Below are 14,302 nucleotides of genomic sequence, written 5' to 3' on the forward strand. Positions count from 1 at the left end.
TCAATTCTTGCTTCATTAATCCAAAAGGTCTTCATGTTTCTTCATTTCATTGAACAAGATGCCAGCCATTTTACTATAGCCTGCATCGTTTGGATGAAATAAATCATCTTCGTATAAATAAGAATTCTCAATCACTTGAGTATTTTCCGGCGATGATTGCGCAGCTTTGACGTCTGTCAAATTGCTTTCAACAACAAAAGCTTCATCGATCGGCACATAATGTGTATTGTCATATTGCTGAGCGATGGAACTCGTTTTTTTATTCCATTCATCAAGAATCACTTGCATCTCTTCAATCTCTGAAAAGTAAAGTGCATAAGGATTATACACGCCAAACAAATAAATCTCTGTATCAGGCTTCCATTGTTGAACCATCTCGATCATTTTTTCGATATTTTGCTCGTACATGTTTAAAGGTTCTTTAAAACTCTCCAATTGGACATTCAGCAATTCATTTTTAAAGGTCTTGATGATGTCATTTCCTCCAACCGTAAAAATCACCATATCCGCTTCTTTTACAGCTGCTTCAATTTCAGGATCGGTTTCCATACGGGATAGGATTTGGTCGCTGCGATTGCCGCTTACACCAAAATTATGGGTAATAACTTCAGATACAGGCTTTGTTTCTTCCATCAGCTCAGCTACTCTTGGAACGTATCCCCCGCTGCCTAAACTATCTCCGACACCTTCTGTTAAAGAATCTCCAATAGCGACTAATTCAACTTTCTGGGGAATTTCTTTTGCCCGCTCTTCTTTTTCCGGCTGATTCAGTACGGTATTTAAGACAAACACTACCAGTAAACTCACTAACACGAGGAACAGCAAACTAGTCAGTAATGAACGTATCTTTTTCATGATTATGACACTTGCTTCCTTTCTTTTCTTTCCAAATGATATTCAAAAATAACTTTTTTCTGCCAGCTTTTTTCAACTGGTTGAATCCAACCCATTTTACCATCTTTTCTCACAAAAAATAAGTTCTAGACCCATATATCTCAAAAATTTATAAAAAAATAAAACATGCTTGAACTTTACCCCTATAAAGCAGTAAAGTTCAGAGCTGTTTCGTTATCGAGTTTTCCGTTTGTACAATTCAAAACGATGAGGATACTTATTTTTTTCGTCTAATTCACCTACTTCAGATCGAACTAAAGTCCATTCATCCCAGTTCATGGGAACCATATAAGTATCTCCTTCAAATTCCTGCTCAATAACGGTCCGATGCAACATATCTACATCGTCTAAGAAATGTTGGAATACTCCTGAACCGCCAATGATCATAGTATCTTTTTCATATCTTTCGGCAAATTTCAATACTTCTTCTCGGCTGTGCATGACTTCGACACCTTCAGCTTGATAATCTTTATCAGTTGTCAAAATAATATTGATTCGATTTGGAAGAGGCTTTTTGCCCATCCCTTCAAAGGTTTTCCGTCCCATGACTACTGCTTGCCCAATGGTAGCCTGTTTAAAATACTTCAGATCATTTGGTAAATACCAAGGTAATGTCCCGTTTTTTCCGATCAACCCTTTTTGGTCTTCTGCCCATAAAAATGCTATCATCTGTTATTCCCCCTGCTTTTTCTTCCTATCTGTCTCCAACTGAGCTGTTCTAAACAGCTATTGGAGCTTTGATTCTTGGATGCGGATGGTAGTCACTGATTTCAATGTCTTCCATCTCAAAATCAAAGATGCTTTTTTTGTCTGTATTTAGTTTAAGTGTTGGAAAAGCGCGAGGTTCTCTAGCTAATTGCTCTTTCATTTGCTCAATATGGTTCACATACAAATGAGCATCTCCAAAAGTATGAACAAACTCTCCAACTTCCAGTCCCGTTTCATGGGCAATCAAATGAGTCAGCAAAGCATAGCTGGCAATATTGAAAGGAACACCTAAAAAGACATCTGCACTGCGCTGGTACAATTGACAATTCAGTTTTCCTTCTGCAACGTAGAATTGAAATAGCGTATGACACGGCGGCAACGCCATGTTAGGCACATCTTCCGGATTCCATGCAGAGACGATCAATCTTCTAGAATCAGGAGTTTTTTGGATCATTTCAATCACTTCTTTTAGCTGATCAATGGTTTCTCCTTGAGACGTCTTCCAATTTCTCCACTGAGATCCGTACACATTCCCTAGTTCTCCATATTGCGCTGCAAATGCTTCATCCTGCAATATCTGCTCTGTAAACTTTGTCATTTCAACTTGGTAAAGCTCATTAAATTCTTCATCGACCAAAGCTCGTCTGCCAAAATCTGTCATGTCTGGCCCTTTATACTCGGCACTTTTTACGTAACGTTCAAACGCCCATTCATCCCAAATATGGTTGTTTTGCTCCAACAAGTAACGAATGCTTGTATCACCTTTGATGAACCAAAGCAGTTCGCTTTTGATCAATCGAAATGGAATTCTTTTTGTCGTCAACAAAGGAAATCCTTTTTGCAAGTCAAAACGTATCTGGTGACCAAATATGCTTTTGGTTCCTGTACCTGTGCGATCCCCTTTATTGACACCTTCTTCAAGTATTTTTTTCCCTAACGCTAAATAAGCTTCTTCCACTTAATATCCCTCCACATTTTCAGCCTAAAAAATCCCGTTTGCCTTATAATTCGGTAAAGGAAGCTAAATATTCCCACCGTTCCATTTTATTTTCCAACTCTGTTTCCTTAACGGTCAACTTCGCTTGTAATTCTTGCAAGAGAGCAAAGTCATTTGCGGTTTGATTCATTTCTTCTTGAATAGAGTCTATTGTTTCTTCTAGTTCTGCAATGTCATTTTCAATGGTATCCCATTCTTTTTGCTCCATATAAGTTAATTTCACTTTTTCTTTCGGTTTCGCTTCTTCCGTTTCTTTTGGTGGAGCTTTTGTCTTAGTCGATTTAGTTGACTGATCAGCAGATTGTTCTTTTTCTAAATAAGAAGTCGAGCTGCCGTAATGAATATGGATATTTCCTTCACCCTCAAAAATCAGCATTTTGTCGCCGATCTTATCTAAGAAATAACGGTCATGCGAAACAGCAATCACAGCGCCTGGGAAAGTTTCAATGTAATCTTCCAAAACGGTTAATGTTGCAATATCCAAATCATTAGTTGGCTCATCCAACAATAAGACATTTGGTTGCTGCATCAACAATTTCAATAGGTACAGACGTTTCTTTTCTCCGCCTGATAGTTTTCCGATTTGGGTTCCGTGAGTGTATCGTTCGAACAGAAATTGCTCTAATAAATTGGTCACACTGATCCGTTCTCCAGCACTGGTCGAAACTTCTTCTCCCACTTCCTGCAAATAAGCGATTACCCGTTTAGTCGGATCCATATCTTCGATTTCTTGAGTGAAGTAAGCCATTCTGACAGTTTCACCGACAGTGTACACTCCAGAATCTATTTCTCTTCTTCCTGCCAAAATGTTCAACAACGATGATTTTCCGGTTCCATTTTTCCCCATGATTCCAATACGGTCATTACTTTGAACCAGCAAGTTAAAGTCTTTTAAGATTGTTTTATGTTCAATGGTCAGGTTGGCATCTTTCAGCTCATAAACTCGTTTTCCTAAACGAGATCCTTCTAAGTTGACCTCTACTTGTCCATCTAACTTCACTTGATTTAAGTTGTCTTCCAAGTCTTGAAAACGATCAATACGAGCTTGTTGTTTCGTCGTTCTCGCTTTAGCCCCTGTACGCATCCATGCCAATTCTTTTTTATACAACTGATTCCGTTTGTGCTCAGCTTGGACAGCTGCTTCTTGGCGAATCGCGCGTTCTTCTACATATTGCATATAATTTCCTTTATAGAAATGCAGATCTCCATGTGACAACTCGATGATACGATTGACCACTCGGTCTAAGAAATAACGATCATGGGTAACTAACAGCAAAGCGCCTTTGTATTGACTAAGGTAGTTCTCTAACCAACTGATTGTCTCGAAGTCCAAATGGTTGGTCGGCTCATCTAGAATCAATAGATCTGGTGCTTGAATCAACACTTGAGCTAACCCAACTCTTTTACGCTGCCCACCAGAAAGAGTAGAAACCAGCTGGTTCAATTGAGTAACACCTAGTTGAGTCAAAATAATTTTTGCGTTGGTATCAGCGATCCAAGCATCTTCTTGAGTCATGACTTGCTCAGCTTTAGAGAATTGGTGTTGGTAAGTTTCGTTCATTGGATCTTTGTTCAGCTGTTCTAAAGCTTTTTCGTATTCACGGACAGCTTTTAAGATGGGAGTTTCTCCTTGGAAAACAGCATCAAAAACCGATTTATCTCCGTCTAATTCGGGATCTTGCATCAAATAACCGATCCGATAGTCTTTTGGTTTTTGAATAGACCCTTTTTCAGCTTTGTCTCTACCTGTCAGTGTGTTCAATAAACTGGTCTTTCCAGAACCGTTGACACCGATCAATCCAATACGATCGCCTTCCATAATGGAAAAATTCACTTCATTCAAAAGTACTTTTTCTCCATACGTACGAGTCAAATTTTCTACTTTCAATTCTTTCATAATCCGATCTCAACTCTTTCATTTATATATATTTGGATGATATTTTAATTATCAGGTTAAAATGGTCTTTCTTATTTTAACATTCTTATATCAAATTGAAACCCTTTAAAGTTACTTTAGAATAATCTGCTAAAACAGAACCCGTCTTGACCGTTTTTCAGTGCCAAGGCGGGTTCTATTTTTATTGTTTATTAAAAGAGTCCGGTAATCTCTCCATTTTCTTTAATGTCCATATTTAAGGCTGCCGGTTTTTTCGGCAGACCAGGCATCGTCAATACATCCCCGGTCAATGCCACAATAAATCCAGCACCTAATTTAGGGATGAATTCTCTAACTGTAATCGAAAAATCTTCAGGACGACCTAGTTTTTTCGGGTCATCTGAAAGGGAATACTGGGTTTTCGCCATACAGACTGGCAAGTGCCCCCACCCTCTGCGTTCAAATAATTTCATTTGGGCCGCAGCTTTTTTAGTAAAAGAAACTTCTTTTCCTCCGTAAATATCTGTGACAACTCGCTGCACTTTCTCTGCTAATGCACTAGAGTCATCATATAGAGGCACAAAGGCTTCACGTTTTTGATTGGAGATTTCAATAACTTTTTGAGCTAATTCAACTCCGCCTTCTGAGCCTTTTGCCCAAACAGAAGCATTTGCGTAAGGGATATTCTTTTGTTCCAGTAATTCAGCTAATCCGTTGATTTCAGAAGGAGTGTCTTTACTGAATTCATTGATAGCGACGACAACTGGCAATTCATACCGTTGGATATTTTCAATGTGTTTTTCTAGATTGCTGAATCCTTTACGAATAGCTTCTACATTTTCTTCTTCTAATTGGTCTTTCAAAACCCCACCATGCATTTTTAAGGCGCGAATCGTCGCTACGATAACCACCACATCAGGAGATTTTTCCAAATTAGGGACTTTGATGTCTAAGAATTTTTCTGCGCCTAAGTCTGCACCAAATCCAGCTTCGGTTACCGTGTAATCCGCTAACTTCATCGCTGTGCTTGTGGCTAAAACACTGTTGCAGCCATGAGCAATATTTGCAAATGGACCACCGTGAACTAAAGCAGGAGTATGTTCCAATGTTTGAACAAGATTCGGCTTGATTGCATCTTTTAATAATAAAGCTAGAGCCCCTTCAACTTGTAAATCTGCTACAGTAACAGGTTTTTTATCATATGTTTCGGCTACTACGATCCGTTTTAAACGCTCTTTTAGATCATTCAACCCAGTAGTCAAACAAAGAATGGCCATCAACTCGCTGGCGACTGTGATATCAAATCCATCTTCCCTAGGTACGCCGTTTATTCTTCCGCCTAAACCAACGACCACTTGGCGTAACGCACGGTCATTCAAATCCACCGCTCTTTTCCAAGAAACAGTCGTTGGATTGATGTTGCATTCGTTTCCTTGATAAATATGATTATCGATAAAAGCAGACAATGCATTGTTAGCTGACGTCAATGCATGAAGATCTCCTGTAAAATGCAAATTAATATCTTCCATAGGAATGACTTGCGCATACCCGCCTCCAGCTGCTCCACCTTTAATTCCCATCGTAGGACCCAGAGAAGGCTCTCTTAAAGCAAGAATAGTAGATTCTCCAACTCTTGATAAAGCATCTGCTAAACCGACAGATATAGTCGATTTTCCTTCCCCGGCAGGAGTCGGGTTGATAGACGTGACTAACACCAATTTTCCATTTGGCTTATCTTTCAACTGTTGGATCGTCTCCAACTTTATTTTAGCTTTATCGTCTCCGTACAGTTCTAAATCTTCTTCTGTTAATTGGATCGTTTGAGCAATCTCTTTGATTTTCTTTTTCTTTGATTGCTGTGCAATTTGGATATCTGATAACATACAAGCGTTCATCCTTCCTATATTGGATCTCTTTATTCCTTCTTTTCTAGTATACCGTATTATTTAAACGAACAAAACTTCTCTTAAACATTTTGATCAAAGAATCTCAACCAAATTGAATCATTTTTTCGTTGACGGATTATTTGTTTATCCATATAATGATTTAAAGCCCTGCATTTTGGCTTGTAATACCATCGCATTCAAAATATCCCCTACTTAGGAGGAACCCTATCATGGAAAATGGTGTTGTGAAATGGTTCAATAATGACAAAGGCTATGGCTTCATAGAATACAATGATTCAGAAGACATATTCGTACATTTTACAGGTATTGAAGCAGAGGGGTATAAATCTCTTTCAGATGGACAAAAAGTAACTTTTACAATCGCTGAAGGAAGCCGCGGCTCTCAAGCCACCAGTGTTAGAGTCGTTGAATAATATCTGCAGTCCACTAAAAGACAGCAGAGACATATGAGAAATAACAGATAAAACGAGTTTAGTGCAAGAAAAAAAGAGTGGGCTTAATCCCCGCTCTTTTTTCTTATTTTCCACTTTTTTATCCTACTACTATCTTACTCAATATTCTGAAAAAATTTCTTGCTGCTCTTCTAACAGTATTCCCGGATAAGAAACTTTTACATAGGATAAAAATCGTTGTTTGTTTTTTTGATTCAAATAAAACCGATATGGTTCAACATCATCATTATTAAACAAAATCAAGCCTCTAGTACTGGAGAACATGATTTTAGTGATCGATTCTGCAGAGATGATTTTTTTCTTTCTAAAGTAAGCAAAAATAAATTGCTGATTTTCGATACTTAGCTGAAGAGCTCTAGCCAAAACGATCAACCCAACCGCAAGAATTCCAAATAATACACTGATCCAATTAAAAGTAGTGTATTCCAAAGCTGCTATAACAGCTATAAAAAAAGTCAGCCAACAAACAGACCAATAAATGATCTGATAAGCAGGTTCAAAAGAAAGGATCACTTTAAACATTTTATTGCGCTTCACACAATTCCCTCACATTCATCCTATGTAAAACAATACATAAAGATTTCTATCTATGTCATCATTATTAAAAAAGAAATTAACTCATTCGCTAAAGGAGTCTATATACATGTTGAAACTTTATACTGATGCAGCTACTAAAGGAAATCCTGGTCCTAGCGGAATAGGGTTCGTCATAGTTGGCGAGAATCAGCACGAACAAGTCGCGGTCCCTCTTAAAGGTATTTATAGCAATCACGAAGCTGAATTTATCGCTTTAATTAAAGGGCTGTCTTATGTTATTGAACATAACATGGAAAGTGAATTATTACAAATATTCTCTGACAGCAAGATAGTGGTATCAGCCGTTGAGAAAAAATACGTCAAAAACGAAAGTTTTAAACCTTATCTAAAAGATTTACTCTCTCTATTGAAACATTTTGAAGTCTATTTGATTCACTGGATCCCAGACGCTCAAAACAAAGGAGCTGATAATTTAGCTCGACAAGCATTGCGAAAAATAAACCTTTCAGATTCTTAAAGATGATGAATCATTTCACTATTGTACCATTGTCTCATTGAATGGTATACGGAAATTTATATTCCAGCCTTGTTTATACAATATCTTTAGAAAAAATTAACCTTTGTCAGATAAGTCTTTCGTTGGTTGGTTGGTTGGTTGGTTGGTTGGTTGGTTGTATACAGAAACTAGATTTTTCTGCTCTGTAATTTTCGTTTCCTCACTAGTTGTATCAAGAAACTAACTGCTGGAAACGCCATAATGAAAGCAATCATTAATGCTTATTAGTCACAAACGGATAGCAATAAAAAAAACCGCAGGCGAGAAGTTCCCTGCGGATTTTTTTACTCTTTATTCGTTTTCTTTTTTCACACGAGGTGGACGTTTTCCCCAATATTGGAACAAGTCCGTACGTAAAGCTCCATTATACAATTTACGTTTTTTAGTCGCTTTTTCTCCGTATTCTTTCTCAAAGGTCAAATCACTTGTTAAAATGTATTTGCTCCAAGTATCTAATGGGCGGAAAACTTTCCCCATTTCACGATAGAGTTGGCGCACTTCTTCTTCTTCTCCCAAACGTTGTCCGTAAGGCGGATTAGCTACCATGACTCCATACTCTTTTTCTGTCGTAAAGTCAGCCACTTGCATTTGTTTGAACGTGATGCTGTCTAATACTCCTGCTTCAGCAGCATTGCGCTTAGCGATCTCAATCAATTTGCCATCGATATCTGATGCTTGGATGTCCAATTCTACATCATAATCTGCTTCTTTTTCAGCTTGTTCACGTGCGCTATCCCAAACTTCTTTATCAAACCAGTCCCACTCTTCACAAACAAAAGAACGATTGAAACCAGGTGCCATATTGTGACCCATCAACGCAGCTTCAATAGCAATTGTACCTGAACCGCACATAGGATCTAAAAAGGGTTTGTCTTTTCTCCATGTAGTTAACATCACTAAAGCGGCAGCCATATTTTCTTTCAACGGTGCTCCACCTTTTTCAGTACGGTAGCCCCGTTTGAATAGACTTGAACCTGTCGTATCTAAAGTGATGGTTACTTTGTCTTTCAGCAAAGCTACTTCCAAAGGAAACAATGCTCCGCTTTCAGGCAAACGAGTTGTACGATGGTAAACATCGCTTAATCGGTTTACGATGGCTTTTTTTACGATTGATTGACAATCTGACACACTGTACAATTTAGATTTGATTGATTTACCAGCTACAGGAAATTCTCCATCCATTGGAATAAGGTCTTCCCATGCCACTGCTTTTGTTTTTTCAAATAATTCATCAAACGTAAAAGCCTCAAATTCAGCTATAACGATTTTGATACGGTCCGCTGTACGCAACCAAAGATTCGTGCGGGCGATGTCTTCCAAACCGCCTTCAAAATAAACTTTTCCGTTTTCAACTTCGCATTCGTAGCCGAGTTGACGCAATTCTTTTCCTACTAAAGCTTCAATACCGCTAGCTGCAGTAGCAACCAATTTAAATTTTTTTGAATTCATATAGAGTACTCCATTCTTTTCTACTATACTAATGCCTATTGATAAAAAAGCAAAAAATATGTACAAAACCCTCCTTAAAAAAGGAGGGTTTCCCTGATTTGTAAATTTCTGTAAGCCATGTTCTGTCTCGGATAATCTTCAGGCTCAAATTATCCGGAGGCAATCATCTGTCTGCAAAAAATTGCCTCTTTCATCTGTTCATTTCCATAGAAAGAGTGCCCCTACCAAAGTTTGGGTTGCTCGCTCGAGGGGTTTACCCGTTCCACCAATATTGTTTCCAATATTGCTTCGTCACTGTGGCACTTTCAAGAATACTCAGGCATAGCGTTTCCGCCTTAGCCTTTTTTTCTGCCGTCACTCCAACATAAGTTGGAGGCCTTAGCTTATGATTTCGCTAAGCACGAACACTACAAACATCTCAGTTTGTGCGAGCATGGACTTTCCTCAGCCTAGTCAAGCTAGACCGCGATTGCCCGAAATTTACAAATATTAGTGTAACACATTATCTAAAGATTATTCAAAATCATTTGAGTGATCCGCATCTAATTTAGAACCGAATACATGTCTTTCTAGATTAGAAAGTCGCTTCAAAATGTCAAAATTAGTAACTGTATTCGCTGATTGACCAGATTGACTTGGTTTTTGCAACGAAACTTGTTTTGTTAATTCATCTACCTTGCTATGTAGACGTTCATTTTCAGCTTTTAACTGACTGATTTCTTTATTGTAGGATTCATAATCACGAATGACTTCATCCAAATACTCATCTACTTCTGCTGGGTTATATCCGCGCATCCCTGTTTTAAATTCTTTTTGAAGGATGTCTTTAGTCGTTAAAGTTCTATCTGCCATAATTACACCTCATTCGTCTCAACTTTTATATCTTAATAGAAACTCTCTTATACATTCCTATTATAACAAAGATAACGTCAAAAAAAAACAGCAAACTGAACTTTTAATATTTTATCCTTTTTTTCATTTTATGCCGGTTTATTCCATCCCGAATTCAATTGTATTTTGCAACTGATCGAAATCAATTAAGCGGCATTCATAAGGGGTCTTTTCTTGTTTCTTTTGGATCGCTTGATAGACAAACGACGTTTTCCCTTCATGTTCAGGATCATAAACAAATAAAGCGGCGTCCGTATGGTCTAACATAAACTGTTGATGATTTTTTAACTGTGATGGATCTTTATAAGGTTGATGAGAAGTTGACTCTGTATAGTCAGCCATTTGTTGAAGCTCCATCAATTTTGTTTTGCTTTCTTCTTTCCAATTTGAACCGAATTCGAGAAAAGGAAACACAATGGCTTGTTTAACTTCAGGATAGTCTTCCTTTAATTCGTCGACCACTTCGACAGCCCATTGTTCTACTCCTAATTGGCCGCTCGTCAGAATCCAGTCGACTCCACTTTCGATAAATTGACTGATTTCATTTTTTAAAGCTTTTTTAATTACGTCGATTTTAGGATCTTTACCAGTAAATACTCCTAATTCATAGGTTCGATAGCCGCTGATATATAAGTTTGTCATAAAGTCACTGAATCTCCTTTTCTTTCAAGTATTATATTTGGTATAATGCACATTAGGAAGTGATGCAAATGGTAGTTAATTATCCAAATGGCAAGCAATATACAAAGCCTGTTGTTGCTAAAACCCAACAAAATAGACAGCGCAAAAAAAACGTCTTCAGCAACCGAGGAATGTCGTTAGAGGATGATATCAATGATAGCAATATAACCTATCTAATACAAGAACGGGCTGTGATCCATAAAAAACCCACACCTATTCAAATTGTTAACGTCGATTATCCTAAACGAAGTGCTGCAGTTATTAAAGAAGCTTATTTTAAGCAAGCTTCTACTACTGACTACAATGGAGTTTATAAAGGATTTTATTTAGACTTTGAAGCAAAAGAAACCAAAAACAAACAGTCTTTTCCTTTAAAGAATTTTCATCAGCATCAAATTACTCATATGCGTCAGTGTTTGCGTCATGAGGGTATTTGTTTTGTCATTTTAAAGTTTTCGTCATTAAACCGTTTGTTTCTCTTGGAAGCTTGTCACTTATTGGATTTTTGGGATAAACAAGCTCATGGCAGGAAATCTATTCCGCTAACTGAGCTTGAAAAAAAGGCTTATGAGATGTATTATGGTTTTTCGCCACGCATTCCTTATTTAGATGTGGTAGATCAAATCATAGAGAAATTCCGTATGTAATGAAGATATAGGAAATCAGATTTAAATGTCAAAGCACATAGTTTATGTGGAAATTAGTTAAGGAGAATTAAGATATGCCAGAAAATAATGAAATGTCTCGTGTTTCTCAGAAAAAGAATCAAAAGAAGAAAAATGGTACTCGAAAAAAAGTTCCAAAGAAGAAGAAATCCAATAAATCGTTGTTCAAAAAGATTCTACTTGGATTAGCAGCTCTTATCGTTTTAGCTGTATTAAGCGGTGCAAGTCTATTCGCTTATTACGCCTCCAGTGCTCCTGAGATCTCGATGGATGATCTCATGGATGGGCAATCCACTGTATTGTATGATCAAGATGGAAAGGAATTTTATAATTTAGGCGGAGAAGAAAGAGATTACGTTGAAGCGGGAGAAATTCCTCAAGTCTTAGTAGACGCTGTTCTCTCTATTGAAGATCAACGTTTCTACAAACATATTGGTGTAGACCCTATTCGTATTGGTGGGGCCGTGTTAGCTAACGTCACAGATGGTTTTGGTTCTGAAGGCGGAAGCACGATCACGCAACAATTGATCAAGTTATCCGTTTTTTCTACTAAAAAAGAAGACCAAACAATAAAACGGAAAGCTCAAGAAGCCTGGTTGGCACTAAAACTAGAACAAGAATTTTCTAAAGAACAAATTTTAACATTGTATATCAATAAAGTATATATGTCAGATAATCAATATGGAATGGGAACAGCCAGTGAATATTACTTCGGCAAACCTATCTCTGAGTTGGAATTACATGAAGCAGCTTTATTGGCAGGAATGTCTCAAGCGCCAAATGCATACAACCCTCACAATGACCCAGAAAGAGCTAAAAAAAGACGCGATACCGTTCTATACATGATGTTCGAAAACGAAAAAATTTCTGAAGATGAAATGAAAACTGCACGCGAGATCCCTATTACAGAAGGATTAGTGGAAAACAATGACAATTCAGCTGATTCTATGGTAATTGACAGTTACTTAAAAACGATAATAGATGAAGTAAAAGAAAAAACCGGTTTAGATCCTCAGACAGCTGGTCTGAAAATTTATACAAACATTGATATGGATGCACAAAAACAAGTATATGAGGTTTTAAATTCTGATGAATACAATATTTTCCCTAATGACGAGATGCAGACAGCTGTAACAGTCGTAGATCCTAAGACTGGTCAATTGAAAGCAATCGGCGGTTCTCGTAAAGCCGAAGGTCAATTAAGCTTTAACCATGCTAGTGACCCTAAACAAATCGGTTCTACTATCAAACCTTTGACGACATATGGTCCAGCCATCGAATATTTGAAATACTCAACGTATCATCAAGTAGTTGATGAACCGACAAATTACAGCTCTGGTCAAAAAATCAACAACTGGGACAGAGATTACGAGGGACAAATCAGCATGCGTCGTGCTCTAGTGGATTCTCGTAATGTTCCGACATACAAAATTTTCAAAGATGTAGGTAAACAAAACACGCAACAATTTATGGAAAACATTGGTCTTGGAAACTATCGTGGAAAAGCCAACGGTGAAGGAATCAACGAATCTGATTCGATTAGTGGTGAATTAACGCCAATTGAACTTGCAGGATCTTATGCTGCATTTGCTAATGGTGGAGAGTACACTGAGCCGTATACTGTTTCAAAAATCGTTACAGCTGATGGAGAAGAAATCGATCTGACGCCTTCTACTAATAAAGCTATGAGCGATTATACAGCTTATATGGTCACAGATATGTTAAAAGATGTTGTCAATGTAGAGTTCACTTCTCAAACAGTTAATATTCCTGGATTGATCCAAGCCGGTAAAACAGGAACGTCTAATTATACTGCTGATGAAATAGCACAAAACAATATTCCAGATGGAGCTGTTCCTGATTCTACTTTCGTTGGTTATACAACGAATTACTCCGTAGCTGTCTGGACAGGTTACGTTAATCGGACTCAAGAAGGTCATTGGTTATCATTTGATGATGGTACTCGTGAAATTCCTAGATTGGTTTATCGCGAAGTGATGGCTTATCTTGCTGAATCTGTTGAAAATAGAGATTGGTCCAAACCTAATTCTGTAGTTGAGGTAGCTGTAGAAAAAGGATCAAATCCAGCTGCATTACCAGGCCCTGGCACTCCAAGTTCTGAAAAAGTAACGGAATTGTTTGTTCGAGGCACTGAACCGACAAAAGTTTCAACTACTTTTGATAAAGATTTGACTGCTCCGACTGGTTTAACTGCCTCTTATGATGCAGAAGCAGATGAAGTCATTATCAATTGGGATGCCTACTCTCTAGAGGGAGACGGAGATGTCACTTATGAACTGAAAATAGGTGATCAAACTGCTACAACTGGTGACTTAGGTTATGTTGTACAAGATCCGCCAGAAGGAACCATGAACATCACCTTGAAAGTTAAAGCACGTGGTAAAACTAGTCCAGGAGCTTCTGCCAGCGTAACCGTTCCTCCTTCAGGGGAAGACGAAGAAAGCAGTGATGAAGAATCAGATGGCGATGAAAGCGAAAGCTCGTCAGAAGAATCTAGTTCTTTTGAATCTGAAAGCTCGCAAAGTTCCTCAAGTCAGTCACAAGAAAGCAGTTCGAGTTCTTCTGAATCATCAGCATCAGAAGCTCAATCAAGCAGCAGTTCTGCTTCAGAAACTGAAGATGACGAAGACGAAGACGAATAAGAGCACAAAAAAAGAATGGGATGAAA

General features: G+C 37.9%; 13 protein-coding genes and 1 other RNA gene. 4 read left to right on the forward strand and 10 right to left on the reverse strand.

The window, feature by feature from the left end:
• Positions 1-15: 15 nt before the first annotated feature.
• The 5 genes from LMF32_RS11195 to LMF32_RS11215 all read right to left on the reverse strand — a co-directional run bounded on the left by LMF32_RS11195 (position 16) and on the right by LMF32_RS11215 (position 6,358).
• Positions 16-855, reverse strand: a complete 840-nt coding sequence (locus LMF32_RS11195; RefSeq protein WP_230524799.1) for a GDSL-type esterase/lipase family protein — start codon at positions 853-855, stop codon at positions 16-18.
• Between the two features lie 213 nt (positions 856-1,068).
• Positions 1,069-1,563, reverse strand: a complete 495-nt coding sequence (locus LMF32_RS11200; RefSeq protein WP_230524800.1) for a dihydrofolate reductase — start codon at positions 1,561-1,563, stop codon at positions 1,069-1,071.
• 49 nt (positions 1,564-1,612) lie between these two features.
• A complete protein-coding gene (locus tag LMF32_RS11205; RefSeq protein ID WP_230524801.1) occupies positions 1,613-2,560 on the reverse strand; it encodes a thymidylate synthase in 948 nt (315 codons plus the stop codon).
• A 43-nt stretch (positions 2,561-2,603) separates the two neighbouring features.
• The gene (locus tag LMF32_RS11210; RefSeq protein WP_230524802.1) at positions 2,604-4,496 is read right to left on the reverse strand and encodes an ABC-F family ATP-binding cassette domain-containing protein; all 1,893 of its coding nucleotides are present in this window, start codon (positions 4,494-4,496) and stop codon (positions 2,604-2,606) included.
• Positions 4,497-4,687: 191 nt separating this feature from the next.
• Complete coding sequence (locus LMF32_RS11215; RefSeq protein ID WP_230524803.1) at positions 4,688-6,358, reverse strand: formate--tetrahydrofolate ligase; 1,671 nt, start codon at positions 6,356-6,358, stop codon at positions 4,688-4,690.
• Between the two features lie 233 nt (positions 6,359-6,591).
• On the opposite strand from LMF32_RS11215, the gene LMF32_RS11220 reads away from it, so the two are divergent.
• Entirely contained in the window at positions 6,592-6,795 is a 204-nt protein-coding gene (locus LMF32_RS11220; RefSeq protein ID WP_092480087.1) for a cold-shock protein, read from the forward strand.
• A 138-nt stretch (positions 6,796-6,933) separates the two neighbouring features.
• Here the strand turns inward: LMF32_RS11220 and LMF32_RS11225 are convergent, their stop codons facing one another.
• Entirely contained in the window at positions 6,934-7,371 is a 438-nt protein-coding gene (locus LMF32_RS11225; protein WP_143084237.1) for an EbsA family protein, read from the reverse strand.
• 106 nt (positions 7,372-7,477) lie between these two features.
• Here LMF32_RS11225 and LMF32_RS11230 point away from each other — a divergent pair, with 106 nt between their 5' ends.
• Entirely contained in the window at positions 7,478-7,888 is a 411-nt protein-coding gene (locus LMF32_RS11230; RefSeq protein WP_188204183.1) for a ribonuclease HI family protein, read from the forward strand.
• 330 nt (positions 7,889-8,218) lie between these two features.
• On the opposite strand, the gene LMF32_RS11235 is transcribed toward LMF32_RS11230, so the two are convergent.
• The 4 genes from LMF32_RS11235 to LMF32_RS11250 form a co-directional block, all read right to left on the reverse strand.
• The gene (locus LMF32_RS11235) at positions 8,219-9,376 is read right to left on the reverse strand and encodes a class I SAM-dependent RNA methyltransferase (RefSeq protein ID WP_230524804.1); all 1,158 of its coding nucleotides are present in this window, start codon (positions 9,374-9,376) and stop codon (positions 8,219-8,221) included.
• Between the two features lie 106 nt (positions 9,377-9,482).
• Positions 9,483-9,857, reverse strand: an RNA gene (gene rnpB / locus LMF32_RS11240) — RNase P RNA component class B.
• 32 nt (positions 9,858-9,889) lie between these two features.
• Positions 9,890-10,228 carry a cell division regulator GpsB gene (gene gpsB, locus LMF32_RS11245; RefSeq protein ID WP_092480091.1) on the reverse strand — a complete coding sequence of 113 codons (339 nt, stop codon included), beginning with the start codon at positions 10,226-10,228 and terminating at the stop codon, positions 9,890-9,892.
• A gap of 138 nt (positions 10,229-10,366) precedes the next feature.
• Positions 10,367-10,909, reverse strand: a complete 543-nt coding sequence (locus LMF32_RS11250; protein WP_230524805.1) for a DUF1273 domain-containing protein — start codon at positions 10,907-10,909, stop codon at positions 10,367-10,369.
• Between the two features lie 68 nt (positions 10,910-10,977).
• Here LMF32_RS11250 and recU point away from each other — a divergent pair, with 68 nt between their 5' ends.
• Entirely contained in the window at positions 10,978-11,595 is a 618-nt protein-coding gene (gene recU / locus LMF32_RS11255; protein WP_230524806.1) for a Holliday junction resolvase RecU, read from the forward strand.
• Between the two features lie 74 nt (positions 11,596-11,669).
• Positions 11,670-14,276, forward strand: a complete 2,607-nt coding sequence (locus tag LMF32_RS11260; RefSeq protein ID WP_230524807.1) for a PBP1A family penicillin-binding protein — start codon at positions 11,670-11,672, stop codon at positions 14,274-14,276.
• Positions 14,277-14,302: the final 26 nt, after the last annotated feature.

Origin of the sequence: Desemzia sp. C1 (genome assembly GCF_020882875.1) — a bacterium.
Lineage (GTDB): Bacteria > Bacillota > Bacilli > Lactobacillales > Carnobacteriaceae > Desemzia > Desemzia incerta.

Coding starts and splice junctions, on each gene's coding strand:
- LMF32_RS11220 (WP_092480087.1), top strand. CDS start 6,592: ATGGAAAATGGTGTTGTGAAATGGTTCAATAATGACAAAGGCTATGGC.
- LMF32_RS11230 (WP_188204183.1), top strand. CDS start 7,478: ATGTTGAAACTTTATACTGATGCAGCTACTAAAGGAAATCCTGGTCCT.
- LMF32_RS11260 (WP_230524807.1), top strand. CDS start 11,670: ATGCCAGAAAATAATGAAATGTCTCGTGTTTCTCAGAAAAAGAATCAA.
- gpsB (WP_092480091.1), bottom strand. CDS start 10,228: ATGGCAGATAGAACTTTAACGACTAAAGACATCCTTCAAAAAGAATTT.
- LMF32_RS11210 (WP_230524802.1), bottom strand. CDS start 4,496: ATGAAAGAATTGAAAGTAGAAAATTTGACTCGTACGTATGGAGAAAAA.
- recU (WP_230524806.1), top strand. CDS start 10,978: ATGGTAGTTAATTATCCAAATGGCAAGCAATATACAAAGCCTGTTGTT.
- LMF32_RS11195 (WP_230524799.1), bottom strand. CDS start 855: ATGAAAAAGATACGTTCATTACTGACTAGTTTGCTGTTCCTCGTGTTA.
- LMF32_RS11215 (WP_230524803.1), bottom strand. CDS start 6,358: ATGTTATCAGATATCCAAATTGCACAGCAATCAAAGAAAAAGAAAATC.
- LMF32_RS11200 (WP_230524800.1), bottom strand. CDS start 1,563: ATGATAGCATTTTTATGGGCAGAAGACCAAAAAGGGTTGATCGGAAAA.
- LMF32_RS11235 (WP_230524804.1), bottom strand. CDS start 9,376: ATGAATTCAAAAAAATTTAAATTGGTTGCTACTGCAGCTAGCGGTATT.
- LMF32_RS11250 (WP_230524805.1), bottom strand. CDS start 10,909: ATGACAAACTTATATATCAGCGGCTATCGAACCTATGAATTAGGAGTA.